This window comes from Mesorhizobium sp. M0598, assembly GCF_040320865.1.
Classification (GTDB): domain Bacteria; phylum Pseudomonadota; class Alphaproteobacteria; order Rhizobiales; family Rhizobiaceae; genus Mesorhizobium.
This window is the reverse complement of the sequence record NZ_JAMYQL010000024.1, coordinates 47,151-68,912: the sequence shown is the minus strand read 5'-3', so window position 1 is coordinate 68,912 and position 21,762 is coordinate 47,151. Positions and strand designations below refer to the sequence as shown.

The following is a 21,762-nucleotide window of genomic DNA, read 5'->3' as shown; positions in this document are numbered from 1 at the left end:
CCAGCCCGAGGGGAAGGCTCCAGAAACCATGGCTTATAGGAAAAATCGTGAACACTGGAGGAACGAGCAGTCCTTGCTGTCGCTCGTCGAGGCGGTGCGCGGCGAGGACGAAGCATCGCTGGTTTCGCTAGAGGACCGCGCAGGCCCGTCATGGCGCGAGGATGCCGCCACACGCCATCGTCTTGCCCGCTCGCGCCGCGAAGCGCGTGCCAGTCCGATCCTGTTGGCAGCCGCCGGCATAAGCCAGCCCGATCCTGATGAGCCAAAGGCCGGCACCATACTGATGGAAGAGGCTGCAGCTGCCGATGGGTTTTTCGACCCCGCTGGCTCCCTTGGTGGCCCCGATGCCGGTTCCGCCGATCACGCAGCATACCGGGCAGCGCCGCCTCCCGCTCAGCCGGTCGAGGTCGCGCGTACCAAACGTCCTGGTCCGATCGGTGCCGTGTTGTCGGCGCTGAGCCGGCTCATGCCTGGCAGAGCGCCGGAGGAGATGGCGCCCGGTGAGACTTCCGCCGCGACAAATTCCACCGCAGCGATGCCGGCTGCGTTCCACCCGCAGCCGCTCTATGCCGGTCGGGCACCTTATCCGCAGCAACCCACGCCGCCGCATTCGGCCCATACTCAGGCCTGGTCGAGGAAGGCAAATCAGGCCTCGGAAGCCGCCGATCAGCAAAGCCAGATCGAGGAAATCCGCGCCAGCCTGCGCGAATTCCGCGAGGTCGTTCGCGAGCTCACCGAAAACCGTGCGCGCCGCCGCTATTTCTGAGCGTCGAATAAAACATGCCGGTTTCGAGTTAACGGCATGGGACGGCGCATTGACGGGATTGCCCGGCTCGATTTTCGTGAAAATGCCGCGCTGCATGTCCGCCCACAGCGCATGGTTCTGGGCAACGGCCTGCATAAAAGATATCTGGAGCGCGCCGCATGGATGTTTTAACGCGGCAGGCTTACGCGATAGGCGTCGAGGGTGGTTCATGGCTGAGTTGATTGACGGAAAAAGCGTCGCCGAAGACGTGGTGCGGCGGGTCAAGGCCCTGACCGCCGAACTGGCGGAAAAGGGCGGACGGCAGCCCGGTCTCGCGGTGGTCCCCGGTCTTGCAGTGGTCATCGTCGGCGAGGATCCGGCGAGCCAGGTCTATGTCGCCTCCAAATCCCGCACCGCCAAGGAATGCGGCTTCCATTCGGTTCAGCACACGCTGCCGGCCGAAACCTCCGAGCCGGACCTGTTGAAGATCATCGGCCAGCTCAACGCCGATCCGGCCATCAACGGCATCCTCGTGCAGCTTCCGCTTCCCGGCCATATCGATTCCGGCAAGATCATCCAGACCATCGCGCCGGAGAAGGATGTCGACGGCTTCCACTTCATCAATGTCGGCAAGCTCGGCACCGGCGAACTCGAGACCGCCTTCGTGCCTTGCACGCCGGCCGGCTCGATGCTGCTGATCGAACGCGTGCGCGGCAAGGACCTGTCCGGTCTCAATGCGGTCGTCGTCGGGCGTTCGAACATCGTCGGCAAACCGATGGCCAATCTTCTGCTTGCCGCCAATTGCACCGTCACCATCGCACACAGCCGGACCAGGGACCTGCCGGCGCTTGCCCGCACCGCCGATATTCTGGTCGCCGCCGTCGGCCGGTCTGAAATGGTCCGCGGCGACTGGGTCAAGCCTGGCGCCACTGTCATCGATGTCGGCATCAACCGCGTCGCCGCACCTGAAAAGGGCGAAGGCAAGACGCGCCTCGTCGGCGACGTCGCCTTTGCCGAAGCAGCGAAGGCGGCCGGCGCCATCACGCCGGTGCCTGGCGGCGTCGGACCGATGACCATTGCCATGCTGATGGCCAACACGCTAGCTTCCGCCTATCTCGCAGCCGGATTGAAACGGCCTTCCTTCTGACCAGAAAGCAGCGTCCTTGCCGAACCTCACTGTTCCCTTAGAACGGCCGGTCACCAATGATCCCGTTCAGGGCGGGCGGCAGTTCGGGTTTCTGTTGGTCGACAAGTTCTCCATGTTCTCGCTGGCCGCGGCAATCGACACGTTCCGGTCGGCGAACCGGCTGCTCGGCCGCGATTTCTATGGCTGGACTACGGTGTCGGCCGACGGCGACGCCGTCATGGCGTCCAACGGCCTGCCGCTCAAGATCGACTACGCGGTTGCCGATCTGCCGCCGGTCGATATCCTGTTCGTCTCGGTCGGGCTGACGACGGAATTTCCCGGCAAGAGCAAGGTGCTGGCAGCGCTGCGCAGTTGGGGCCGGCGCGGCAATGCGCTCGGCGCGCTTTCGGTCGGCTCCTATTTGCTTGCCGAAGCAGGCCAGCTCGATGGCTATCGCTGCACCATCCATTGGGAAAACCGCGCCGGCTTCCTCGAACGCTTTCCGGACATCAGCTGCACCGGCAACGTCTTCGAGATCGACCGCAAGCGCTACACCTGCGCCGGCGGCACCACATCGATCGACCTGATGCTGGAGATCGTGCGCGGTGATTTCGGCTCGAGCCTCGCCAATGGCGTCGCCAACCAGTTCCAGCATGAGCGCATCCGCTCGGCCGGGGACCGCCAGCGCGTCGGCCCGGAACGCGACCTGACCGGCAAGTCGGAGAAGCTGCGCCGCATCGTCGAGTTGATGGCCGACCATCTCGACGAGCCGCTGTCGGCGGTGCAGCTCGCCAAGTCGGCGGGCCTGTCGGTGCGCCAGGTCGAGCGCCTGTTCCTGCGCCATCTCAGTGTGACGCCCGGGCGCTATTATATGCGGCTCAGGCTCGAGCGGGCGCGCGAATTGCTGCGCCAGACCAACATGCCGATCCTCGACGTGGCAATCGCCACCGGCTTCACCTCGCATTCCTATTTTGCCCAGAGCTACCGGCTGCAATTCGGCCGGCCGCCTTCCGAGGAACGCCGCACGGCCTATTGAGGTTTTGGCAGAGAGGCGACGCAGCTTCGTACTCCGTCCGGGCTTGTGTCGCGACCCGGCGTCAAATAGCTTTCCGGCGCCGAGCGGCGGCGACTGACGGGGGAGATTTTTGATGGCGGGATTTGTGCAGAGCGTCGCTGCGGCGGCCCTGTTGCTGTGGACGACGGGGTTCGGCTTCGCCGCCGATCGCGTCATCGTCATTCTCGATGCCTCCGGCTCGATGTGGGCGCAGATCGACGGCAAGCCCAAGCTCGAAATCGCCCGTCAATCGCTGCGGAACGTGCTGCAATCGGTCCCGGCCGAGGAGGAAATAGGCTTCATGGCCTATGGCCATCGCGAGAAGGCCAGTTGCGACGACATCGAACTCATCGTGCCACCGCAGGCAGGCTCGGCAAGTGCGATCTCAGCCGCGGCCGACAGCTTGAAATTTCAGGGCAAGACGCCGCTGACCGCTGCGGTCAAGCAAGCGGCGGAAGCATTGAAATACACCGAGGACAAGGCGACGGTCGTTCTCATCACCGATGGCATCGAGACATGTAGCGGCGATCCTTGTGCGCTCGGCAAGGAACTGGAGGCTGCTGGCGTCGACTTCACCGTCAATGTCGTCGGCTTCGGCCTGACGGCGGCCGAGGGCAAGCAGGTCGGTTGCCTCGCCGGCAATACCGGCGGCAAATATATCGAAGCGTCGGATGAAAAGGCATTGCAGGACGCCCTCGTCGAGACCGTTGCGCCTCCGCCACCCGCCCCTGAACCGACTCCCGCCCCGCCGCCTGCTCCCCAGCCGGCGCCCGCCCAGCCGGCGGAGTCCAATTTCGTGCCCACCGTCGTGCTTGCCGAGGGTGGCGATCCCGTCACCGACGGCAATGCCTGGGAGATCTACAAGGCGAATTCCGACGGCACGCGCGGCGATCCCGTCACCACCGAATATGGCACCTACAAGGGCAATCTGGAGCCGGGCGACTATATCGTCGTCGCGCGTGCCGGCGAGGCCAGGGCCGAACAGAAGATCAAGATAGAGCCTGGCCAGGTCGCCAAACCGCACTTCAACCTGAATGCCGGCACGCTGGTCATCCACCCGCGGCCAAGCGAAGGAGCGGACGTTGATGACGGCGCGGCTGTCGTAATCGGCTATCCCGGCGTCGACACCCCGCCGACCTACTACGGTGACACGAAAGTCGTGCTGCCGGCCGGTGACCAGAAGGTGACGGTCACGATCGGCCAGGGCATGGTTATCGAGACGATCCCGCTTGCCGCCGGCAGGGTCATCGACAAGGACATCATCGTCGGCGTCGGGCGTATCGTCGCCAACGCCTATTATGCTGCCGGCGGCGACAAGGCCGAGGGTTCGGGCGTCGCCTTCAAAGTGCTCCAGGCGAAAAAGAACGTCGACGGAACTAGGCAGGAGGTGACTTATGCCTACGGTCCGGACAGCAAGTTCTATCTGCCGCCCGACGATTATGTAATGGTCGCGACGGTCGACCTTGCGGTGGCCGAGCAGCCGTTCAGCGTCAAGGTTGGCGACCATCAGGATCTGAAGATCGCGATGAACGCCGGCGTGCTGACGATAACCGCGCCAGGGGCCTCGAGGATCGAGATATTCGAGGCCAGGAAGGCCATCGACGGAACCCGCAAGTCGGTCGGCTACGCCTACGACCAGAAGTATCAAGCCACTCTGTCGGCCGGCGACTACGCGGTGGTTTCGGAGAAATCGGACAACAGCTCGAGGGAAGGCACGGTAACGGTCAGGGCCGGCGCGCGAGCCGAGCTGACGGTTCAGTAGATCTAATGCATGTCGCGCAAAAGTGTGCAGCGGTTTTGCGATAACGACATGCATAAAAACAAGATCCTAAAAGCGCGTCGCGTGAGGCCGATCGAACGCCACGCGCTTTTGGAGAGCGGCCACCAGCCGCTCTTCCATGGTCGAAAAGTCACGCCGTACCGAAGGCGCTGGCGCCATGGTCGGCGCGTCCCACCAACTGCCGGAACCCGGCGAAAAGCTCGCGGCCGAAGCCGAATTCATTGCCTATGAGGTCGCTGTCTGCGGGGCGGCGCAGTGCGAAATCGCCGGCTGGCACCAGTACCTCCAGCGTCCCGGCCTCGGCGTCGAGCCTGATCATATCGCCGTCATGGATCCTGGCGATAGGCCCGTCCTCCGCCGCTTCCGGCGTCACGTGGATCGCCGCTGGCACCTTGCCTGAAGCGCCCGACATGCGGCCGTCGGTGACCAACGCCACATGCTGGCCGCGGTCCTGCAGGATGCCGAGCACGGTGGTCAGCCTGTGCAATTCCGGCATGCCGTTGGCCTTCGGTCCCTGGAACCGAATGACGGCGATGAAGTCGCCGGTCAGCGACCCCGCCTTGAACGCCTCGTTCAGGCCTTGCTGGCTGTCGAACACCTTGGCCGGCGCCTCGATGACGCGCCGCTCCGGCTTGACCGCCGATGTCTTGATGACGGCGTGGCCGAGATTGCCCGAAAGCACTTTCAGACCGCCGCTCGGCTGGAACGCCTTCTTGAACGGCGCCAGCACCTTCTCGTCCCCGCTCTCGCGCGGCGAAGCCTCGCGCACGACGCCGCCGTCGGCGCCGAGCCTGGCCTCGACCGCGTAGGGGCGCAGCCCTTCGCCCCACACCGTCTGCACATCCTCGTGCAGGATGCCTGCGTCGAGCAGTTCGCGGATCAGGAAGCCGAGCCCGCCGGCGGCGTGGAAGTGGTTCACATCGGCAAGGCCGTTCGGATAGACTCGCGCCAGCAGCGGCACGGCTTCCGAGATGTCGGAAATATCCTGCCAGGTAATAGCGATGCCGGCCGCCGCTGCCATGGCGATCAGGTGGATGGTGTGGTTGGTCGAACCGCCGGTGGCGTGCAGGCCGACGATGCCGTTGACGATCGAGCGCTCGTCGATCATCCGCCCGACCGGCGTGTAGGCGTTGCCGAGCGCGGTGATCGCCAGCGCCCGCTTCGTCGCTTCCCTGGTCAGCGCGTCGCGCAGCGGCGTGCCGGGATTGACGAAGGAAGCGCCAGGCGTGTGCAGGCCCATGATCTCCATCAGCATCTGGTTGGAATTGGCGGTACCGTAGAAAGTGCAGGTTCCCGGCCCGTGATAGGATTTTGATTCCGCTTCGAGCAGTTCGGCCCGCCCGGCCTTGCCCTCGGCATAGAGCTGGCGAATCTTGGCCTTTTCGTCGTTCGGAATGCCGGTCGTCATCGGCCCGGCCGGGATGAAGACCGCCGGCAGATGACCGAAGGTCAGCGCCGCGATCACCAGCCCGGGCACGATCTTGTCGCAGACGCCGAGATAGACGGCGGCATCGAACATGTTGTGCGACAGGCCGATTGCCGCGGCCATGGCGATCACGTCGCGCGAGAACAGCGACAGCTCCATTCCGGGCTGGCCCTGGGTGACGCCGTCGCACATCGCCGGCACGCCGCCGGCCACCTGGGCGATGCCGCCGGCCTCGCGCGCCGCATCCTTGATCAGCGCCGGAAACGTCTCGAAAGGCTGATGTGCCGACAGCATGTCGTTATAGGAGGTGATAATGCCGAGATTCGGCACCCGGTCCCCGCCAAGCGCTACCTTTTCGGAAGGGCTGCAGACGGCAAAGCCATGGGCCAGGTTGCCGCAGGACAGCACGGCCCGGTTGGCGGTGCGGTTCGAGGCTTCGGCGATGCGGCCGAGATAGGCCTCGCGACCGGGCTTGGAGCGCTCACGGATGCGCTGGGTGATGACTTCGATATCGCGTCTTGCGGTCATGGCGGTCGGTCCTTTCAGGCGAGGTCCCGCAAACACCTTCCGGCTGTTGCCGGGACCTGCAGCCAAGTTGAGATCAGGGTGCCCAGAAAACCTCTACGGGCTTTTGAGTGGCATCGAGCACGGCGCGAATTGGCTTTCGTGTTCCAGTTCCAAGCGCGGCCTCGAATGCGCTGCGTTTTTCCGCGCCCTCGATATGCAGCGCGATGAAGGCGGCATTGATGATCCGCGCCAGTGACAGCGTCAGCCGTGGCTCGCCGGCGCTTGCCGCGTGAACCGGGAGCACGATCCTTTGCGACGACGGATCGAGCAATCTTGCCAGGTTGTCGGCATCCGGAAAGAACGAGGCGGTGTGGCCATCAGTTCCCATGCCGAGCACAACAACGTCAAGTGGCCAAGGCAGCACTTGCAGCGCCTCACTGTCGGAGACCGCTGCACCCTCGATACTTGCCGCGGCGTGGTAGAGCGGCACGAAATTCGCGGCGGCGGCCGCGTTCTGCAGCAGGTTGGCGGCAACCAGGCCGGCATTGGAGCGCGGCGATGAGGGCGGCACGAAGCGCTCGTCGACCAATGTTATCGTCACTTTTTCCCAGGCGATCGGAACGGTCGAAAGCGCCGCGAAGAATTTCGCCGGCGTCGTGCCGCCCGAGACCGCAAGCAGCGCCGTGCCGCGCTCGGCGATCGCCTTTGACAGACGGCCGGCGACGTGGCCGGCAAGCGCTGTCGCCAACTCCTGGCGTCCGGCAAATTCGTGCCAGTTGTAGGCGCCGCCTAATTGCTCTCGTGCCATGTCCGCCCGTCGCGTTCGATCAGCGCAATCGAGGCCGAGGGGCCCCATGTGCCGGCGGTGTAGCCTTGCGCCTCTTGCCTGCCGCTTTCCCAGGCGTCCTGGATCGGGTCGATCCATTTCCACGCCGCCTCGACCTCGTCGCGGCGCATGAACAGCGTCTGGTTGCCACGGATGACGTCCATGATCAGCCGCTCATAGGCATCGGGGGCGCGGCCGTCGAAGGATTGCGCAAAACTCATGTCGAGCGGAATCTGGCGCAGCCGCATGCCGCCGGGCCCCGGATCCTTGATCATGATGAACTGCTTGACGCCCTCGTCGGGCTGCAGCCTGATGACCAGCTGGTTGGCGGAGATCGGCCCGGCGCTCTCGCCGAAGATCGAATGCGGGATCGGCTTGAATTCGATGACGATCTCCGAAACGCGCGTCGCCAGCCGCTTGCCGGTCCGGAGATAGAACGGCACGCCCGCCCAGCGCCAGTTGCCGATCTCGGCTTTGAGCGCAACGAAAGTCTCGGTGTTGCTGTTCTTGCCGAGCTCCTCGACATAGCCTTTCACCGGCCCGCCGGCCGAGGCGCCGGCACGGTATTGTCCGCGCACCGTGTGCTTCGGCGCTTCGTTGCCGTTGATGCGCTTCAGCGCCCGCAGCACCTTCAGCTTTTCGTCACGGACGGCATCGGCGTCCATCGACGACGGCGCCTCCATGGCGACGAGGCAGAGCAGTTGCAGCATGTGGTTCTGCACCATGTCACGCAATGCGCCGGCCTTGTCGTAATAAGTGACGCGGTCTTCCAGGCCGACTGTCTCGGCCACGGTGATCTGCACATGATCGACATTGGCGGAATTCCAAAGCGGCTCGTAGAGCGCGTTGGCAAAGCGCAGCGCCATCAAATTCTGCACCGTCTCCTTGCCGAGATAGTGATCGATGCGGAAAATCTGGCTTTCATGGAAGTCGTCGCCGACCAGATCGTTGAGCGCGCGCGCCGAAGCTAGATCACGGCCGATCGGCTTTTCCAGCACGATGCGCGAATTCGGCGTGATCAGCCCGTGCTCCTTCAGCTTGTGCGAGATGTCGCCGAACAGTGCCGGCGCCACCGCCAGATAGAAAGCGCGGATGTGTTCGCTGTCGCCGATCGCCTTCTCCAGCCTGTCGAAGCCGGCACCTGTGGTTGCATCTGCCGGGACATAGGAAAGCCGTGCGAGGAACGTCTTCAGTTCCGTGGCGTCGATATCTTCCGGCTTCACGTGGTCGGCAATCGCCTGCCTGGCGAAAGATTGGAACTCCTCGTCTGTCATCTTCGAACGCGATGTGCCGATGATGCGCGTCGGCTCGGAAAACTGGTGGTCGCGTTGGCGGTAGTATAGCGACGGCAGAAGCTTGCGTTCCGACAGATCGCCAGTGCCGCCGAAAATGATGAAGTCGAAAGGGTCGACGGGAATGATCTGGCTGGTCATGGTCTGTCCGCTGTGACGCCGGTCGCGATAATGCGGCTGATATAATCTAATCGATTTAAACTTGCCAGTGCCATTGCGTCACATCCGCGTGTGCTCTTGACACCGGCGCTGGCCGGAGGCTTGTCGGCAAGCGATGCTTCCGGAGCCTTCGCAGTTGCAGCATAGAGCCGGATGGCAGCGAAAGCCAAAGGAGAAATCGGCGATGGACGCACATCTTTCGATGGCCTGGCCAAACGCGTCATCGATCGCTTTCAACGATGAGTGAGAAAAGCATGCGCCTCAAAAACAAGGTCGCCATCATCACTGGCGCTGCCTCGGGCTTTGGCGAGGGCATGGCCAGGCGCTTTGCCGAGGAGGGCGCGCGCGTAGTCGTCGCCGATCTGAACGCCAAGGGCGCAGAGCGCGTTGCCGGCGAGATCGGCGAAAAGGCGATCTGGACCCAGACCGACGTCTCGCTAAGGTCCGAATTCGACGACATGGTCCATGCCGCAATGAGCGCCTTCGGCCGCATCGACATCATGGTCAACAACGCCGGTTATACATATCGCAACGGTGACATGCTGGAAGTCGACGAAGCGACCTTCGACCTGATCACATCAGTCAACATGAAGGCGATCTACCACGCAGCGCTTGCAGTGGTGCCGGTCATGGAACGGCAAGGCGGTGGCGTCATCCTGACGACGGCCTCCACGGCCGGTATCAGGCCGCGGCCTGGCCTCACCTGGTACAATGCATCGAAGGGCTGGGCGATCACCGCGACCAAATCGATGGCGGTGGAACTCGCGCCGAAGAACATCCGCGTCAACTGCCTCTGCCCAGTTGCCGGCGAGACCGGCATGCTCGCGAAATTCATGGGCGCCGACACACCCGAGATCCGCGAGAAGTTCCGCGCGTCGATCCCGCTCGGCCGGCTTTCGACGCCGCTCGACATAGCCAATGCCGCGCTTTGGCTCGCTTCGGACGAGGCGGCTTTCATCACCGGCGTGGCGCTGGAAGTCGACGGCGGGCGTTGTATTTGAACGGTCCGGTTATCCGGCGGAGGACCGGCTGATGGCGAGCGACCCGCAATCGCTCTGCCGGCCCTACGCCCCGGTTTTGACGTAGCTCTTGTAGATCCAGCCGCGCTTGCCGTTGTAGACGATCTGGCACCATTGCTTGCAGCTCATCACTTGCACCGATGTCTTGGCCGGCACGGTGAGAATGGCGGCCGCATTCTTTTTTGGGCCGGTGCGCATGGTGACGGATCTCAGGATGCGTCCGGTACCGGCAGTATTGGCTCTTCCGGAATTTGCCTTGGTGCTGTTGTCGTCTTCGCTCGCGGTCTGCGTCGGCAGTTGCGGCTTGGGCGTGGGGATGGCGGCGGTCTGCGCGCCATCGGGCCCGCTGTTTTTCGTTGAGCTGCCGGGAGCCGCGACCTTGGCAAACAATGCCGCAGCGTCGGGTTTTGCTGCCGGGTCGGCGAATGCCACCGAAGCAGACGATTTATCGGTCGCCTGCTCGGTCTGGCTTGCCAGCTGGTCGGATGCTGCCGTGGCGGCGGCCGATGCCGTCGTTGGCCCTGTCCAGCGCGGATCGTTGGGAGCCAGCGCTGGTATCTCGGCTTCCGCTGCGGCCACCGCTGGGGAAACCGCATCTGCCTTGCCCGTCGTCCGCGGCGCCGCAGCAACCTTGGCAGGCATGATCTTCGTCGTCTTGACCGGGATGGTCGGAACGATCTGCTCAGGACTTGCGGCCGCTTGTCGCTCATTTGCCGGCAATGCCAGCCACAGTGCCACCGCGGCAACGCCGAGCAGTGCGGCCGTGCCAAGCGCGGCTATCACCAGATGCGCGTTCGACCGGACCCCGTGCCAGAACGTCGGCCGCATATCGTAACCGAATTGCATCGCAAGGCGCCGTCGTTCCGGCGCGCCGAAACTGAAGGGCTCTCTCACACTTGCCACCTCCATTTGCGGGCCGATGTTCTTACGACCCATGCCGGAGAGCCGGCATTTCGATCGGCATCGGTCCCAAACCAAAAGCGGGCAGGCCCGCAAAAATTCCCCGTTCAGCTGCCCACGAGCATCATCTTTCGCCCGCGATTGTGGCATCACTGCGCCCTTGGCGGGAATTCTGCGCCCTGGTTAAGGATTCTGCAACGTCTGGTTAGATCCTGTCCCGCAACGCGTACCAGTTGAGCGCAAGAAAGAGCAGTGGCGCGCGCAAACGCCGGCCGCCGGGGAAGGGTGGAATTTTCAGGTCCTCGATCAGCTTCAGCCGGTCGCGGTTGCCGGCGACCGTCTCGGCATAAACCTTGCCGAAAAAGTTCGACAGCATGACGCCGTGGCCGGAATAACCGCCGATCGAGGTCACATTGGGCATCACTTCGCGCACGAACGGCTTTCTCGGCACGGTGATGCCGACATAGCCGCCCCAGCCATGGGTGATCTCGACGTCCTTCAGTGCCGGATAAATCTCGGCAATCTGCCGGCGGATGTGGATGTGGATGTCCTTGGGATCGTTGACCGCATAGATCTCGCGCCCGCCAAACAGCAGCCGCCCATCCTTCGATTTGCGGAAATAGCGCACGACGAAGCGCGAATCGTCGACCGCCTCGCCACCCGGCAGTACTTTGGAATCGGCTCCCAGCGCTACCGTCGCGCCGATGAAGGAGCCGATCGGCATAATATGCGCGGCACTCACCGGTTCGAGCGTGCCCCCATAGGCGTTGACCCCGATCAGGCATTTAGCGGCGGTGATCGTGCCCTTCGGCGTCACAACCCTCACCTTGCCGCCGCCGGAGGTGATGCCGGTCGACGGCGTCTGCTCGAAAAGCTTTGTGCCGGCCTCTGCCGCCACCTTTGCGGTGCCGATGACCAGTTTCAGCGGATGGATGTGGCCGGTGCCGGTGTCGCGGGTGCCGCCGAAATAATGCGTCGAGCCCAGCCGCTCGGCTGTCTCCGCGGCATCCATGAATGAGATGTGCGGATAGCCGAAACGGCTCGCCATGATCTCGGCATGCGCCTTGTAGTCGTCGACATAGCGCTTCTTGTGCGCCACCGACATCTGGCCAGGCATATAGTCGATCTCGATCTGGTGCATCGCGGCAAAGTCGAGCAGATGCGCCTTGGCCTCTTCGGCCAGGTCGAACAGCGCCTTGGCGCGGGAAAAGCCGTATTCCGCTTCCAGTTCCTCTGCCCAGGCCCGTTGTCCGGTGCCGAGCTGGCCACCATTGCGGCCCGATGCGCCGTCACCGAAACGATGCGTTTCGATAAGCACGACATCCGCGCCTGTCTTGGCGAGATGAGCCGCCGCCGACAGACCGGTAAAGCCGCCGCCGACAATCACCACATCGCATGTCCGGTCGCCGTCGAGCGCCGGATATTCTGGCCTTGGCCCGGCCGTGTCTTCGTACCAGGAGCGGCCGGGGGAGATTGGGGATTGGTAAATCATAGGCGCGCCGCCATTCGGCAGCGGTGAATACGGTGAATGGTGAATGGTGAATGGTGAATAGAACACAAAGCGGCCCGCTTGCCGCCGGCGAAAACATTTTTCATCTCAACCATTCACCATTCACCATTCACCATTCACCATTCACCATTCACACATTCAGCAGCAAATACTCCCTCTCCCACGGGCTGATCACTTCCATGAAGGTCTCGAATTCCGCTCGCTTGATCGCCGCATAGGTGGCGGCAAATGACTTGCCGAGCAGCGCGCCGAGTTCTTCGTCAGCCTCGAACAGGTCGACGGCTTCGAGCAGGCTGCGCGGCAGGTCGATCTGGTCCTCGTTGGCGGTCGTCAGAACCGGCGGCTCGGCCTTGATCTTGTTGGTCATGCCGATCAGTCCGCAGGCAAGCGATGCCGCCAGCGCCAGATAGGGGTTGGCGTCGGAGGAGGGGATGCGGTTTTCGACGCGCCGCGCCGCCGGGTCGGAGCGGGGCACGCGGAAGGCCGTGGTGCGGTTGTCGTAGCCCCATTTGTTGTTGACCGGCGCCGAGGCCGACTGCGTCAGCCGCCGGTAGGAATTGACGTAGGGCGCAAACATCACCAGCGCGTTCGGCACATGTTTCTGCATGCCGCCGATGAAATGGAAGAAGGCCTCGGTCTCCGAGCCGTCCTCCGCCGAAAAAACGTTCTTGCCGGTCTTCTTGTCGATGATCGACTGATGGATATGCATGGCCGAACCGGGCTGCCCTTGGATCGGCTTGGCCATAAACGTGGCGTAGATCTCGTGCTTGAGCGCCGCCTCGCGGATGGTTCGCTTGAACATGAACACCTGGTCTGCGAGCTCGATCGGATCGCCGTGACGCAGATTGATTTCGAGCTGGCCGGCGCCCTCCTCGTGGATCAGCGTGTCGATCTCCAGGCCCTGGCTTTCGGAGAAATGGTAGATGTCGTCGATCAATTCGTCGAATTCGTTAACCCCGGCGATCGAATAGCCGGCGCCGCCGCCGATCGGCCGTCCCGATCGACCTACTGGCGGGGTCAGCGGATAGTCCGGATCGGGGTTCTTGCGCACCAGGTAGAACTCGATCTCGGGTGCCACGACCGGCCTCAGCCCACGCTTGTCGTAGGCGGCAAGCACGCGCTTCAGCACGTTGCGCGGCGTGAACTCGACCGAGCGGCCGTCCTGGTGGACGAGGTCGCAGATAACCGCCGCGGTAGGGTCCTCCTCCCACGGCACCACCGTCAGCGTCGAGAGGTCAGGCATCAGCTTGAGGTCGCCGTCGTCCTCCGGATAGTGGAAGCCGTTGCCGTCCTCCGGATAGCCGCCGGAAATCGTTGTCATGAACACCGCCGAAGGCAGCGCCAGCGAGGTGTTGGAGGTGAACTTCTTCGATGGCATCATCTTGCCGCGCGCAACCCCGGCCTGGTCGGGTGTGATGCATTCGATATCTTCGATGCCGCGCCATTCCAGCCAGGCGCTGACTTCCTTCCAGTTCTTGACGCCACGTTGGTTTTTCACGAAGGCAGGCGTGCGGGCGCGTCCTCCGCGGCTCGACGGACGGACTTCCTTTTTTGCAGGCGGCATCAATCACCAGATTTGTTGCAGATTGTGGAGTATAGCCGTTGCCGACGACGAAAGGGAAGGGGAGCCGGCTGGCGTGCGCCTCGATAACCGGGGGAACACAACGACTTCCGGATAAAAGCCTCCTGGTCTAGGGTCGGCCTCCCGCAACGCTGCAATTAATGGTCCCCATGCAACACAGCCGCAAACTGACGACGATCGGCTTCGACGCCGATGACACGCTGTGGCAGAACGAACAGTTCTTCCGCGTGACCGAGCAGCGCCTCGCCGCGCTGCTCGCCGACCACGCCGAGGAGGATCGGATTACGGCAAGATTGCTGGAGGCCGAGAAGCGCAACCTCGCGGTCTACGGCTTCGGCATCAAGGGGTTCACGCTGTCGATGATCGAGACGGCGATCGAGGTCACCAACGGCCAGGTGCGGGCCTCGACTATCGCCGAAATTCTCGCCGCGGGCCGCGAGATGCTCAACCATCCGATCGAGCCACTTCCGCATGCGCGCGAAACCGTGGAAAAGCTGGCCGGCGCCTACCGCCTGGTGCTGATCACCAAGGGCGACCTGTTCGACCAGGAACGCAAGCTCGCGCAATCCGGGCTGGGCGAGCTGTTTGATGCCGTCGAGATCGTCAGCGACAAGAGCGCGGCCACCTATAGCCGCATCTTCAGCCGCCACGGCGACGGCCCGGAAAAGGGCATGATGGTCGGCAACTCGCTCAAATCGGACGTCGTACCGGCCATCGAAGCCGGCAGTTGGGGCATCCACGTTCCGCATGATCTGACCTGGGTGCTGGAACATGTCGAGCCGCCGGTCTCGGCACCACGCTTTCGCCAGATAGCCAATCTCGGTGAACTGCCGGGCTTGATCGAGCGTATCGGCGAGATTGATTAATCAGGTCTGCAGTCGACGCGTCGCGGTAGAAGTCAGTTGCGGCCGACCCCGACCAGCCGGTCGATCACCGGCTGCAGCCGTTCGGTGGTGATCGGCTTGACGACCACCGCATCGATGACGCTCGACAGGCCCAGGGTCTCCGGAGTGCCGGTCTTGACTGAAAGCAGGATCACCGACGGAAGCGATTTGCCTGACGCCCTCCGCAGTGCATCGATGCCAGTCAGCAAAGCGTCGCAGTCCCCGTTCTCCGCTCCGCCGTCGAGAACGACAGTGCCGGGAACCAGTGCGTGCAAGGCCTTTGCCGCGGTTTCTGGCGTTTCCGAGATCGGTTTGAGGCCGGACCGCTCGACGATCTTTGAAACCACGACCCGGTTGATCGATGATTTTCCGACCACCAGCACACGCGAGAAATCCGGAAGCATGCCGGTCTCCACGTCCCGGCTACCGAAAGCCAGCTGTTTTGCAGTCTCGATATCGCGATTCGCTGGGCACATGGCGGGGGCAGGCCGTTGTTCAATGTTTCAATGCAGGGTTGAAACTTGGAGGTAATTGGCGTGAGATCGCTGCTCATGTCAAGCTGAAATGGCATATCAGGAGAATATCGCAAGAACATTAAAATTTAAATTAAGTGCTTTTCTTTGCCGCCGCTCGAAAGGAGAAGTCGCCATTGCAACTGGGCAGGCTTCAGCGAAGTTTGGCTGTGCAGCGCGAACGCATCAACTCGCAGCCATAGCCGGATTGACGCAGGTTGGATGAAGGCGAGGCAAGTCTGTCGCGAGCTTGTCGCACCGTCTCGCTGGACTATCCTTCCTCGTTGGCTAAGCACGTCTCTTTGGGCGACGGGAGATGACAATGGAACTCGTGACTCACAAGAAATTTAAAAACGGCCGGTTGATGCCATGGGGAAAGGGTACGGTCGTTACCGGCGCAAAGGGGTTTGTCTACCTTTCCGGAAACACCGCGACGGCCGACGACTACGATCCGATCGGCAAAAGCGGTGGCGGCGCCGTTGGAGATGCCGCGGCGCAGTGGCGCAAGATTCTCACCAACATCAAATCAGATCTGGAAGAGCTTGGCACTGCGCTCGAGCATCTCATCAGGCTGACCTTCTTTGTTAAGGGGCCATTTCCCGATGGCGGTGTTCTGAGCTCTCCCAATTTCCGCCTGGACGTCTTGGACGAATTCTTTGCGGTGCACTGCCCGAAGCACTGCAGCTACAACAACCCGCCGCCCTCGGAAATTATTGGCGTTGCAGCGCTTGCGCAGCCTGATCTTGTCATTGAAATCGTTGCATTAGCGGCTCTGCCGGATTAGGCAAAGCCGCGGCGTGCAAGGTGCAATAGCATGCGCTCAAAAGAGGCGCGGTGCTATCGGGTTTGTCTGTCGTGGCTACGCTGCGTGACGATGACCGGGATCAGCAGATCGCCCCAGTTGCCGTCGCCGCCATGGTGTCGTGCCGAGCGCACCAGCTCGACCGAGACGCCGGCCTCGACCGCCTTCATCACCGACTGATTGAGCCTGTGCAGATCGTTCGCCAGCATGCGGATGGTCGCCTGCTGGTCGACATTCATGCTGGTGGCCTGCTCTTCGGCCCGTTCCTTGACGCGGCTTATCGATGCCATTGGTCTTCTCCCTGTGTTGCCATGCCTGTTGTGTTGCCATGCCCGTTTGGGCGTTCCCTCTGTTTGTCTGCTATTCCGCCGCCGGCCTGAATTGGGCGCGCTCGGTCGATCCCTGCATGGCCGTGGTCGAAGACTGGCCACCGGTGATCGCCATCGAGACGGCGTCGAAATAGCCGGTGCCGACCTCGCGCTGGTGCTTGGTGGCCGTGTAGCCATTGGCTTCCGCGGCGAATTCCGCCTCCTGCAGTTCCGAATAGGCTGCCATCTGCCGCTCCTTGTAGCCGCGAGCGAGCTCGAACATGCCGAAATTGAGCTGGTGGAAGCCGGCCAGCGTAATGAACTGGAACTTGTAGCCCATGGCGCCGAGTTCCTTCTGGAACTTCGCAATCGTCGCGTCATCGAGATTCTTCTTCCAGTTGAAAGACGGCGAGCAATTATAGGCAAGCAGCTTGCCTGGATGATGCTTGCGCACGCCCTCGGCAAACGTCCTGGCCTGCCCCAGATCGGGCCTGGAGGTCTCGCACCAGATCAGGTCCGCATAGGGCGCATAGGCGACGGCGCGGGCGATGCAGGGCTCGATGCCGTTGCTGACATGGTAGAAGCCCTCCGCCGTGCGGCCGGCGCCATAATCGACGAAGGGCCGGTCGCGTTCGTCGATGTCGGAGGTCAAGAGCTTTGCCGCTTCAGCGTCGGTGCGCGCCACGACCAGCGTCGGCGTACCCATGACGTCGGCGGCAAGCCGCGCCGCGTTGAGGTTGCGGATGTGTGCGGCGGTCGGGATCAGTACCTTGCCGCCGAGATGGCCGCATTTCTTCTCCGAAGCCAGCTGGTCCTCGTAATGGACGCCGGCCGCACCCGCCTCGATGAACGCCTTCATGATCTCGAAGGCGTTGAGCGGCCCGCCGAAGCCGGCTTCGGCATCGGCGACGATCGGCGCGAACCAGGTGTCGACCGACAGCCCCTTACCTTCCGAAGTCTCGATCTGGTCGGCGCGCTGTAAGGTGCGGTTGATGCGCTTGACCAGTTCGGGCGCGGCATTTGCGGGATAAAGCGACTGGTCCGGGTACATGGCGGAAGCGGTGTTGGCATCGGCGGCGACCTGCCATCCTGACAGATAGATCGCTTTCAGCCCGGCCCGCACCTGCTGCATCGCCTGGTTGCCCGACATGGCACCCAGCGCGTTGACGAAATCCTCTTCATGGATGAGCTGCCACAGCCGGTTTGCCCCCATTTCGGCGAGGCTCTGCCGGATCTGAACCGAGCCGCGCAGCCGCTTCACGTCGTCCGGCGAATAGGGCCTTTCAATGCCATCAAAGCGGCCTTGCGGCGCCGATGGGACGAGGTTGTAAAAGTCGGTCATTAATCACTCCAGGCGGTTTTGATGCCGGTTTGGGAAGGCGTCGCAGAGGGAAAATATGTGCGCCATATGTGTGACACCATTTACACGTCGGCACGACGCAAGCGAGGTAAACCTCCTGATCAGTCATAAAATAAGGGAAAACCTGTGTTGTGTTTGACCGATGAGAGCTGTAAATCTGTCATGATTGTAAAGACAGTCATGCCATCGGCGGATGTAAATTTCTGTCAAGGAAACTCGATTGGCCGACCACAAAATCTTTGCCGGGCCGCGCATTCGTCGCATCCGCAACGCCAAGGGGCTGACCCAGACGGCGATGGCCGAAGGGCTCGGCATCTCGCCGTCCTATCTCAATCTCATCGAGCGCAACCAGCGGCCGCTGACGGTGCAACTGATCCTGAGGCTGGCAACCGTCTACAAGGTCGACCCACATGAATTGCAGGGCGAGGCGAGGGGGTCGGTCGCCGATTTGAAGGAAGTGTTTTCAGATCCGTTGCTGGCCGGCGAACTGCCGGGCGACCAGGAACTCATCGAGCTTGCCGAGGCGGCGCCAAACGCTTCCGCCGCTGTGATAAAACTGTTTCGCGCCTATCGCGAGCAGGCCGAGCGATTGTCGGATATCAACGAGCTGCTCGCGCGTGAGGGCAAGGCCACCGCCCTCTCCGGTGCCAGGCTGCCGATCGACGAGGTGCATGAGATTTTCGAACGCCGGCCGAACCATTTTGCCGCGCTCGAAGAGGAAGCCGAGGCATTCACGTCGGTGCTCGATCCCGGCGACGATCTGTTCAGTGCGTTGAAGGCTTGGCTGCGGCGTGAATTCGGCATCGTCGTCAAGGTACTGCCGGTCGCCACCATGCCCAACTGGCGGCGTCGCTATGACCGTCACTCGCAACGCCTGTTCCTGTCCGAGCGGCTGTCGCCATTCGATCAAGTGCGCGAGGTGGCGATGGAGGCCTGCCTGATCCGCATGAGCGTCGCTGTCGCCGCCGAGATCCAGGCGCTGAAGCTGACCACGGACGAAGCCCGCCGGCTGGCGCGTTTCGAGCTCGGCCGCTATGCCGCGCACGCTCTGATGATGCCTTATCAACCTTTTCGCGCCGCTGCGGTCCGTGCCCGCTATGACATCGACATGTTGCGGTCGCGCTTCGGCGTCTCTTTCGAGCAGGCGGCGAACCGGCTGACCACGCTGCAGCGGCCGGGTGCGTCGGGTGTGCCGTTCTTCATGCTCGAGGTCGACAGTGCCGGCAATCGGTTCCGCAAGGCGGGCAGCCACGGCTTTCCGCAAAGCCGCTTCGGCGGCGGCTGTCCGAAGCTGCCGGTCCATGCCGCCTTCGCCCAGCCCGGCCAGATCCTGGTCGAGGCAGTGGAAATGCCCGACGGTGCGGCGTTCCTCTGCATGGCCCGCACGCTCGAAGGGCCGCAGGGCTCGTTTGCCGAGCGCCCGCGGCGCACGGCGCTGTTGCTCGGCTGCGACATCGGTTTTCGCGACGAGGTCGTCTATGGAGCGGCATTGCCGGGGCCGGCCGCCATCGGTAAGACCGGACAGAGCGCCGCTGCGCTGGCGACGCCGGTCGGCCCTGCCTGCCGGCTGTGCGAGCGCATCGGCTGCCTCGCCCGCGCCGAGCCACCCGTTACACGTCCGCTCGGCCTCGACGAGATGGTCACGGGACTGTCGGCGTTCGATTTCCAGTGATTCGGCTCCAGCAATATTGCGGCTGAATCTTCGACCAAAGGACCTCATCTGTTCCTGCGGCCGCAACCAGTAAGCTGGTTCGCGGTTGCCGGCCAAAATATTGGTTCAGCCAAAATATTGATTCAGCCGAATATTGATTCAGCATTGACGGTACGGTATCAAAAAAAAGAACTGCGCAACGGTCGGGGGATCAATGATGGGCAGGACAGTTTTTTGGCTTGGCTTGGCGCTCGCGTTTTCCGCCGATCCCGCATTGGCTGAAAAGTCCTCGGATTTCTTCAATTCCTATCAACACTATAACGATGCCGGCAAGGCGTTCCTGGACAAGATCGATCCGAAGACCGGCGCGATAAATCTTGCCGAAGGCATCCATCTCGACCTCAAGGACAAGTTCTATTTTCTGGACAAGAAGGACACGCTCTCCGTCCTCACCGAAGCCTGGGGCAATCCGCCCGACTCTGGTTCCGATGCCCTCGGCATGATCTTTCCAGTCTCCCATGATCCCATTGCCGACAACAATTGGGGGATAGAGCTGCGCTGGGAAAAGATCGGTTACGTCGACGACAGCGACGCCGCGTCCATTGATTACAATGAACTGCTGCGCAACATGCAGTCAGACACTCTGTCCGGCAACGATCAGAGGGTAAAGGATGGCTATGCGCCCATTACGCTGATCGGCTGGGCGTCGCCGCCGGTTTATGACGCGGCCCACAAGCGCCTGCACTGGGCTAAGGAGCTGCAATTTGGCAACGATGCCGCCCATACGCTCAACTACGACGTCCGTTTCCTTGGCAGGGAGGGCGTCTTCGTGATGAGCTATATCGCGACGGTGGAACAATTGCCGGAGATAAGGCAAAGCCTGGATGAAGTGCTTGGCCTCGCGGACTTCAATACCGGCAAGACATACGCCGATTTCGTGCCGGGCGTCGATACGGTTGCGGCGATTGGCGTCGGTGGCCTGATTGCCGGCAAGCTGGCGGCGAAAGCAGGTTTTCTGCTCGTGGCGCTGATCGCGCTGAAAAAGTTTGGCCTGCTCCTGCTGATTCCGCTGGCCGGTCTCTGGCGTTTTATCCGCGGCAACAAGAGCACCTCGTAACGCATCATCGACAGGTCGCCTCGGATCATCGCCGGGCGAGGGGCGAGGCGCCCTCATCAGTGCGCCAAACGGAACATCGAACTGGATCACGCCCGGCCTTCTGCTTTGCGTTACGCGAATTAGGCACGTCTCTGTCGTCCATTGCACATCGTGCTGCTCCGAATTCGGCGACAGTCGTACCCATGACCGATACCGCATCATCTCCGGTTGCCGCTTCGCCGATCGTGTCGCCGCAAGGGGAACGCGTCGGCTTCCTGCTGGTATTCCTGTCGGCGTTGATGTGGAGCTTCGGCGGCAGCATTGCGCGCTTCATCGACAACGCCGACAGCTGGACGGTGGTGTTCTGGCGCTCGGTCTGGGCCGCCGCCTTCCTGCTCTGCTTCATGGTCTGGCGCGACGGCTGGCGTGGCACGCTGAAGCTGTTTCGCGGCATGGGCCTGGCCGGCCTTGCGGTGGCGTTCTGCTTCGCCACGGCGTCGACCTCTTTCGTCGTGGCGCTTGCCTATACCACCGTCGCCAACATCCTGTTGATGCAGGCCGGCGTGCCGCTTCTGGCGGCGCTGTTTGCCTGGGCGCTGTTTCGCGAACGGGTGGCGGTGGCGACCTGGGTGGCGATCGCCGCCGTCATTGTCGGCGTCGCCATTATGGTGTCGGAATCGCTCGATGGCGCGGTGTCGCCGATCGGCGACGGGCTGGCGCTGCTCATCGCCGTCATGTTCTCGATCGCCACCGTCATCACGCGCCGCTTTGCCCATGTGCGCATGACGCCGGCGACCTGCCTCGGCACGATGCTGGCGGCCGCCTTTGCGGCATCGCAGGCGTCGGCGCTGGGCGTCTCCAGCCATGATATGGGCTTCCTCTTTGCCTTTGGCGTGATCAATCTGGGCCTCGGTCTCGCCTTCTTCGCCACCGGAGCCCGGCTTGTTCCGGCCGCCGTCGCGGCGCTGCTCGGCACGTTCGAACCGATCCTTGGCCCGATCTGGGTCTGGCTCATCCATTCCGAGGTGCCGTCGGCGCGCACCATCGTCGGCGGTGCGGTCGTGGTCACCGCGCTGCTCGTCCATATCGGGCTCGAGTTCAAGCGTCAGACGCGGCCCGCGCGAGCGGGCGTCACCGGTGTGCCGTCACCTAATTGATGCAGTGCGCGCGTCAAAGCGAGATGAGCCATTGACAACGTTGCAGCCGCGCGGGCAGGCTGCGAT

General features: G+C 62.8%; 20 protein-coding genes. 11 read left to right on the top strand and 9 right to left on the bottom strand.

Annotated features, from left to right (window positions below):
• The first annotated feature begins 28 nt into the window (after positions 1-28).
• The 5 genes from NKI59_RS24780 (at position 29) to NKI59_RS24760 (ending at position 4,687) form a co-directional block, all read left to right on the top strand.
• A complete protein-coding gene (locus NKI59_RS24780; protein WP_352707517.1) occupies positions 29-766 on the top strand; it encodes a hypothetical protein in 738 nt (245 codons plus the stop codon).
• Positions 767-802: 36 nt separating this feature from the next.
• Positions 803-937 (top strand): hypothetical protein, encoded by a 135-nt coding sequence (locus tag NKI59_RS24775; protein WP_023677431.1) that lies wholly within the window; start codon positions 803-805, stop codon positions 935-937.
• Positions 938-974: 37 nt separating this feature from the next.
• Positions 975-1,892 (top strand): bifunctional methylenetetrahydrofolate dehydrogenase/methenyltetrahydrofolate cyclohydrolase, encoded by a 918-nt coding sequence (locus NKI59_RS24770; RefSeq protein WP_352707515.1) that lies wholly within the window; start codon positions 975-977, stop codon positions 1,890-1,892.
• Positions 1,893-1,908: 16 nt separating this feature from the next.
• On the top strand, positions 1,909-2,907 hold the full coding sequence (locus NKI59_RS24765) for a GlxA family transcriptional regulator (protein WP_352707513.1): 999 nt from the start codon (positions 1,909-1,911) through the stop codon (positions 2,905-2,907).
• Positions 2,908-3,019: 112 nt separating this feature from the next.
• Positions 3,020-4,687, top strand: a complete 1,668-nt coding sequence (locus tag NKI59_RS24760; protein ID WP_352707511.1) for a vWA domain-containing protein — start codon at positions 3,020-3,022, stop codon at positions 4,685-4,687.
• A 148-nt stretch (positions 4,688-4,835) separates the two neighbouring features.
• Here NKI59_RS24760 and edd read toward each other — a convergent pair whose 3' ends face one another.
• The 3 genes from edd to zwf form a co-directional block, all read right to left on the bottom strand.
• The gene (gene edd, locus NKI59_RS24755; protein WP_352707508.1) at positions 4,836-6,659 is read right to left on the bottom strand and encodes a phosphogluconate dehydratase; all 1,824 of its coding nucleotides are present in this window, start codon (positions 6,657-6,659) and stop codon (positions 4,836-4,838) included.
• A 73-nt stretch (positions 6,660-6,732) separates the two neighbouring features.
• Positions 6,733-7,446 carry a 6-phosphogluconolactonase gene (pgl, locus tag NKI59_RS24750; protein WP_352707506.1) on the bottom strand — a complete coding sequence of 238 codons (714 nt, stop codon included), beginning with the start codon at positions 7,444-7,446 and terminating at the stop codon, positions 6,733-6,735.
• Positions 7,428-8,897: a glucose-6-phosphate dehydrogenase gene (gene zwf, locus NKI59_RS24745; RefSeq protein ID WP_352707504.1), complete on the bottom strand. Its 1,470-nt coding sequence runs from the start codon at positions 8,895-8,897 to the stop codon at positions 7,428-7,430. The genes pgl and zwf overlap by 19 nt, the downstream gene beginning before the upstream one ends.
• Before the next feature lie 272 nt (positions 8,898-9,169).
• Here zwf and NKI59_RS24740 point away from each other — a divergent pair, with 272 nt between their 5' ends.
• Positions 9,170-9,916, top strand: coding sequence for an SDR family oxidoreductase (locus NKI59_RS24740; RefSeq protein WP_352707502.1), 747 nt, complete (start codon positions 9,170-9,172; stop codon positions 9,914-9,916).
• Between the two features lie 63 nt (positions 9,917-9,979).
• Here NKI59_RS24740 and NKI59_RS24735 read toward each other — a convergent pair whose 3' ends face one another.
• From NKI59_RS24735 to NKI59_RS24725, 3 genes are all read right to left on the bottom strand, one after another.
• Positions 9,980-10,780 (bottom strand): SH3 domain-containing protein, encoded by an 801-nt coding sequence (locus NKI59_RS24735; RefSeq protein WP_352707499.1) that lies wholly within the window; start codon positions 10,778-10,780, stop codon positions 9,980-9,982.
• Between the two features lie 259 nt (positions 10,781-11,039).
• Positions 11,040-12,326 (bottom strand): NAD(P)/FAD-dependent oxidoreductase, encoded by a 1,287-nt coding sequence (locus NKI59_RS24730; protein WP_352707496.1) that lies wholly within the window; start codon positions 12,324-12,326, stop codon positions 11,040-11,042.
• 148 nt (positions 12,327-12,474) lie between these two features.
• Complete coding sequence (locus NKI59_RS24725; protein WP_352457076.1) at positions 12,475-13,908, bottom strand: glutamine synthetase family protein; 1,434 nt, start codon at positions 13,906-13,908, stop codon at positions 12,475-12,477.
• 167 nt (positions 13,909-14,075) lie between these two features.
• On the opposite strand from NKI59_RS24725, the gene NKI59_RS24720 reads away from it, so the two are divergent.
• Positions 14,076-14,792 carry an HAD family hydrolase gene (locus tag NKI59_RS24720; protein WP_352707494.1) on the top strand — a complete coding sequence of 239 codons (717 nt, stop codon included), beginning with the start codon at positions 14,076-14,078 and terminating at the stop codon, positions 14,790-14,792.
• 32 nt (positions 14,793-14,824) lie between these two features.
• Here NKI59_RS24720 and NKI59_RS24715 read toward each other — a convergent pair whose 3' ends face one another.
• Complete coding sequence (locus NKI59_RS24715; RefSeq protein WP_352707491.1) at positions 14,825-15,214, bottom strand: ANTAR domain-containing protein; 390 nt, start codon at positions 15,212-15,214, stop codon at positions 14,825-14,827.
• A gap of 430 nt (positions 15,215-15,644) precedes the next feature.
• Here NKI59_RS24715 and NKI59_RS24710 point away from each other — a divergent pair, with 430 nt between their 5' ends.
• Positions 15,645-16,106 (top strand): RidA family protein, encoded by a 462-nt coding sequence (locus NKI59_RS24710; RefSeq protein WP_352571628.1) that lies wholly within the window; start codon positions 15,645-15,647, stop codon positions 16,104-16,106.
• Positions 16,107-16,159: 53 nt separating this feature from the next.
• Here the strand turns inward: NKI59_RS24710 and NKI59_RS24705 are convergent, their stop codons facing one another.
• Both NKI59_RS24705 and aceA read right to left on the bottom strand, forming a co-directional pair.
• Positions 16,160-16,414, bottom strand: a complete 255-nt coding sequence (locus tag NKI59_RS24705; RefSeq protein WP_023677446.1) for an SMc00767 family acetate metabolism repressor — start codon at positions 16,412-16,414, stop codon at positions 16,160-16,162.
• Between the two features lie 70 nt (positions 16,415-16,484).
• Positions 16,485-17,774, bottom strand: a complete 1,290-nt coding sequence (gene aceA / locus NKI59_RS24700) for an isocitrate lyase (protein WP_352683125.1) — start codon at positions 17,772-17,774, stop codon at positions 16,485-16,487.
• 238 nt (positions 17,775-18,012) lie between these two features.
• On the opposite strand from aceA, the gene NKI59_RS24695 reads away from it, so the two are divergent.
• From NKI59_RS24695 to NKI59_RS24685, 3 genes are all read left to right on the top strand, one after another.
• Entirely contained in the window at positions 18,013-19,464 is a 1,452-nt protein-coding gene (locus tag NKI59_RS24695; protein ID WP_352707487.1) for a helix-turn-helix domain-containing protein, read from the top strand.
• Positions 19,465-19,657: 193 nt separating this feature from the next.
• A complete protein-coding gene (locus NKI59_RS24690) occupies positions 19,658-20,560 on the top strand; it encodes a DUF2167 domain-containing protein (RefSeq protein WP_031211981.1) in 903 nt (300 codons plus the stop codon).
• A gap of 182 nt (positions 20,561-20,742) precedes the next feature.
• The gene (locus NKI59_RS24685; protein ID WP_023677450.1) at positions 20,743-21,696 is read left to right on the top strand and encodes a DMT family transporter; all 954 of its coding nucleotides are present in this window, start codon (positions 20,743-20,745) and stop codon (positions 21,694-21,696) included.
• The last annotated feature ends 66 nt before the right edge of the window (positions 21,697-21,762 follow it).

Bases quoted from the DNA above. Each gene is read 5' to 3' on its own strand.
- NKI59_RS24780 (WP_352707517.1), top strand. From the start codon at position 29: ATGGCTTATAGGAAAAATCGTGAACACTGGAGGAACGAGCAGTCCTTG.
- NKI59_RS24715 (WP_352707491.1), bottom strand. From the start codon at position 15,214: ATGCTTCCGGATTTCTCGCGTGTGCTGGTGGTCGGAAAATCATCGATC.
- NKI59_RS24690 (WP_031211981.1), top strand. From the start codon at position 19,658: ATGATGGGCAGGACAGTTTTTTGGCTTGGCTTGGCGCTCGCGTTTTCC.
- edd (WP_352707508.1), bottom strand. From the start codon at position 6,659: ATGACCGCAAGACGCGATATCGAAGTCATCACCCAGCGCATCCGTGAG.
- NKI59_RS24770 (WP_352707515.1), top strand. From the start codon at position 975: ATGGCTGAGTTGATTGACGGAAAAAGCGTCGCCGAAGACGTGGTGCGG.
- NKI59_RS24685 (WP_023677450.1), top strand. From the start codon at position 20,743: ATGACCGATACCGCATCATCTCCGGTTGCCGCTTCGCCGATCGTGTCG.
- NKI59_RS24730 (WP_352707496.1), bottom strand. From the start codon at position 12,326: ATGATTTACCAATCCCCAATCTCCCCCGGCCGCTCCTGGTACGAAGAC.
- NKI59_RS24725 (WP_352457076.1), bottom strand. From the start codon at position 13,908: ATGCCGCCTGCAAAAAAGGAAGTCCGTCCGTCGAGCCGCGGAGGACGC.
- NKI59_RS24760 (WP_352707511.1), top strand. From the start codon at position 3,020: ATGGCGGGATTTGTGCAGAGCGTCGCTGCGGCGGCCCTGTTGCTGTGG.
- NKI59_RS24740 (WP_352707502.1), top strand. From the start codon at position 9,170: ATGCGCCTCAAAAACAAGGTCGCCATCATCACTGGCGCTGCCTCGGGC.
- NKI59_RS24710 (WP_352571628.1), top strand. From the start codon at position 15,645: ATGGAACTCGTGACTCACAAGAAATTTAAAAACGGCCGGTTGATGCCA.
- NKI59_RS24735 (WP_352707499.1), bottom strand. From the start codon at position 10,780: ATGCAATTCGGTTACGATATGCGGCCGACGTTCTGGCACGGGGTCCGG.
- zwf (WP_352707504.1), bottom strand. From the start codon at position 8,897: ATGACCAGCCAGATCATTCCCGTCGACCCTTTCGACTTCATCATTTTC.
- aceA (WP_352683125.1), bottom strand. From the start codon at position 17,774: ATGACCGACTTTTACAACCTCGTCCCATCGGCGCCGCAAGGCCGCTTT.
- NKI59_RS24775 (WP_023677431.1), top strand. From the start codon at position 803: ATGGGACGGCGCATTGACGGGATTGCCCGGCTCGATTTTCGTGAAAAT.
- NKI59_RS24705 (WP_023677446.1), bottom strand. From the start codon at position 16,414: ATGGCATCGATAAGCCGCGTCAAGGAACGGGCCGAAGAGCAGGCCACC.
- NKI59_RS24720 (WP_352707494.1), top strand. From the start codon at position 14,076: ATGCAACACAGCCGCAAACTGACGACGATCGGCTTCGACGCCGATGAC.
- pgl (WP_352707506.1), bottom strand. From the start codon at position 7,446: ATGGCACGAGAGCAATTAGGCGGCGCCTACAACTGGCACGAATTTGCC.